The sequence below is a fragment of the Protofrankia sp. CiP1_Cm_nod4 genome, assembly GCF_982290645.1.
In genome coordinates, this window is record NZ_CEVIVC010000224.1 from 1727 (window position 1) to 5148 (window position 3422).

The window sequence follows — 3422 nt, forward strand, 5'->3', positions numbered from 1 at the left end:
CCCTCACGGCACCATCGGACACAGCACCGGCTGTCGTCATGGTCATGGCAGCTCCACCGTCGTGCGGTCGATGCTCGACACGCCCGCGGCCCGGACCCGGACCGGTACCGGCGTCGGCGGGCCCGCCTCGGCCAGCAGCGCCGCCGGCACCCGCACCCGCAGGCTGGTCGGTGACGCCTCAAGGTAGGAGGCCGCGGGGACCACCATCCGGCCGATCAACGTCTCACCGGGCTGGCCGGGCACGTGCAGCCGGCTTCCGGTCACCTTCAGGATCCGTCCGGTGCCACCGGGCTCCGCCTCGACCACGACGGCGGCGACGGCCGGGACGATCATCATGGCGGCCGGGGCGGACCGGGCCGGGCCGGCGACCGTCCCGCTGGTGGCGACCGAGACGGTGTGGGTACCGGGCTGGAGCCGGGATTCCGGCGGGATGGGCCGGCCGTCGGGCAGCGCCGCGTCCGGGATCACCACCGCGACCCGGTCCGGCGTCGGCACGGGCGCGGCGGCGAGCGGAAGGTCGATCCCGCCGACGCGGACCAGCGTCCGGCCCGGTGCCGGCGCCAGCAGGCTGGTGCCCTCGACGACGAGCGTGTCGCCGATCCGCGCGACAGGGTGTGCCCGGGGCTGGTCGGCCGCCCCCGCCGGCAGGACCCGCAGCCGGCTGATCGCCGGAGTGCGCAGCGTGTGCACCCGGACCCGCGGGCCGGCGGCCGGGCCCTCACCGACCTCGACCGCCACCGGCGGCCGGGCCCGCTGATCGATCTGGACGACCGTGACCAGGTACGCGGCTGACAGGCGGAACGGCGTGGTCAGCGCCGTCCACACCTTCGTCAGGTCGTCGAGGCCGACCGGATCCAGCGTCACCGTGATCTGTTCGACGCTGTCGGCGAGCCCGGCGGCCAGCAGCGGCTGGTCGACCGGGTCCCGGGTCGAGACGAGGTCCTCGGTGAGGATCGGGGTCTCGTGCAGCACCCGCATGGCGCTGCCGAGCACAAGCTGAGCGCGGCTTTCGTCGTGCGTGTCGCCGGCGCTGTCCAGCACGGAGCCGAACGCGGTCAGCAGATAGTGCAGGTGCAGGGACAGCGGCGGGGAGCCGTACCGGGTCGGCGAGCCGGCGGGCGGGGCGTCGAGGTTCTTCAGGTACGGGCTCTCACTCACCCGGTAGAGGAAGAGGTTGAGCCTGGCCGGTTCGGCCGCCGGGCTCGCGCCGGCCGGCACCGGCCGAGGGGTGCCGACCGTCACCGGCACGTCCGTGACGCCGGGCGGCCGGGCCACCCGGTCCCGCAGGAGCGCACGCAGGCTCGCGCTGACGTCCCTGATCACCTCATGCCCGCTCATGGCGCGTCCCGCTGCCAGGCCGAGTAGGCGCGAACGCCCTGGTAGGCGTCGAAGCCCACCAGGCCGGACGGGACCGGCGCGGCGGCCGGCGTCGCCGCGCGTTCCGCGGCGACGACCGGTTGCGGGAACCGGACCTCGACCGTGTCGATACGCACGGTGGTCCGGCCGGAGCCCGAGCCGGTGAGCACCCCGTCGGCCCGGCGCCCGATGCTCGGGGGCGGCGCCGGCCGGGGCGTGGGCGTGGGCCACGACGTCTCGCCGCGCCCACCGGCCCGCCCGCCTCGGCGCGCCGGATCGCCCACGTCCGCCGCCACGCGAGCCGTGTCGGCGGCCCGGGTGGCGGCGGGGCGTGGCGGTGCGGCGCTGGGCGAGGACGCATCGGCGCGTTCGCCGCGCCGGGAGACAGCACCGGACGGACGATCGCCGGCACCGGCGGACGCGGCCGGACCGCGTTCCACACCCGCGCGCGAATCCTCACCCGGCCCGCGGGAACGCGGACCGCCCCGAACGCCGGGCGACGTCCGCGGCCGGACCTCCGCTTCATTGATCATCGGCGGGACGGCCGGTCCGGCGGCCGAGTCGGGCTGACCGTTCCGGCCGGACGGTCCGGTCCGGCCGCTCCGCTCGGTGTGACGGGGGACGGCGCCCGGCCCGGCCTGCGCGATCCGGCCAGCCAGGTCGGAGGGCCGACCGGCCACGCGTGGCGGCCCCGCCGTGCCCGCCCCGGACGCGGGGCCGCGATCATCCGCGGATCCCCGTGGCGCACCGTCGCGGTCGTCCGTGTCCGGGCGCGCACCGACGGCTGCGGCCGGCATCCCGCCGGCCGGATCGGCCGGCACGCCCACGCGCCCACCGGACGGCTCGTCGCCCACCGCGCCACCACCGGGGCCGCCGGGGCCCGGCGTCGGGCGGGGCGGACCCGGCCGCCGCCGGGGCGAACCGGTCGACGGCTGCGATGCCGACGGCGGCGTCGACGGTGGTGTCGGGGCGTCGAAGCCCATGGACGGCCGAAGAGCGGCCGCGGGCCCTGTCAGGGCGTCCGCGGACCGCGTTGCGGCACCGGCCGAAGCGGCAGGGGGCTCGACGTGCCAGGCCGGCTCGACGCCGGTCCCGCCCGCGTGCACGTCCGTCCCGCCTCGCACGTCCGTCCCGCCTCGCGCGGCCACCCCGCGAGGCCCGGCGGCCGAGCCGCCCACCGGAAGGCCGCCCACCGGAAGGCCGCCCACCGGAAGGCCGCCCGCTGGAAGATCGTCCGCCCGGTCGGTGCCCGCCCGCCCGTGCTCGTCCCAGGAGCCGCCCGGCGGACGCCGGCTCACGTCGTCGCCGGACGGATGATCCCAGGCGGCCAGCACCGACGGTAGCGCGGGCGGGACGAGCCGCGCGGGCGGACGCGACCCGGCCGACACGTCCCCCGCGGTGGAAGCGGCCGCCCGCTGATCGGCCGCCGGCGCGGGCCGGCCCGCGCCGCGCAGGGCGATCCCCACGAGAAAACGGCTCGCGCCACCGCTCCCGGGCCCCCCGGGCCCGCCGCCACGCACGCCCGCTCGCTCGTTCCCGGGCGCGTTCGCGCCGCCGCCGGCCGGACCGCTCACAGGTATCCCCGGCTGAGCTCGGCGTCGAGAAGGCCCAGATAGCGGGCCCGGGTTCGGGCGGTCATGCTCATGATCTCCCGTTCGCTCCAGTGGTAGTGGTACGCGAGCAGGTGCACCTCCTGGTACAGCCGTCCCATCCGTCCTGAGACCTCGGCGAGCAGGAACGCGCCGGTGTCGAGGACGGTGGCGAAGGCGGCCTGGCAGCGTGGGCAGTCGAGCTTGAGAACTATCTCCGCGTGCGGGTCGAGTTCGGCCATCGCGGCCGCGACCGCGTCGGCCCCCGCGGGAGGGAGTTCGGGCGTCGTCGGGACGCAGCGGCCAAGCAGCGCCGCCGCGGCGGCGTCGGGACGGTCCGCAAGCGCGGCGGCGGCGCGCTGGTCGGCGCCGGTCGGCAGCCGGAACCGCACGGGCCGCGCCACCCCCGGCACATCGATCAGGTACCAGTCCGCTTCCGGCCCCGCCGGGCCAGGAGTCACCCGTCCGGTACCGGGG

General features: G+C 77.8%; 3 protein-coding genes. All 3 read right to left on the reverse strand.

The window, feature by feature from the left end; all coding sequences use genetic code 11:
• Positions 1-42: 42 nt before the first annotated feature.
• On the reverse strand, positions 43-1338 hold the full coding sequence (locus tag AC5LSR_RS23170; protein WP_493469025.1) for a Pvc16 family protein: 1296 nt from the start codon (positions 1336-1338) through the stop codon (positions 43-45).
• Complete coding sequence (locus AC5LSR_RS23175) at positions 1335-1796, reverse strand: hypothetical protein (RefSeq protein WP_493465778.1); 462 nt, start codon at positions 1794-1796, stop codon at positions 1335-1337. The genes AC5LSR_RS23170 and AC5LSR_RS23175 overlap by 4 nt, the downstream gene beginning before the upstream one ends.
• A 1130-nt stretch (positions 1797-2926) precedes the next feature.
• Positions 2927-3422, reverse strand: a 496-nt coding sequence (locus AC5LSR_RS23180) for a hypothetical protein (protein WP_493469026.1), incomplete at its 5' end; no start/stop codon positions are given.

What these genes read in the sequence shown, in the direction of transcription:
- AC5LSR_RS23170 (WP_493469025.1), bottom strand. Translation starts at nt 1,338, where the DNA reads ATGAGCGGGCATGAGGTGATCAGGGACGTCAGCGCGAGCCTGCGTGCG.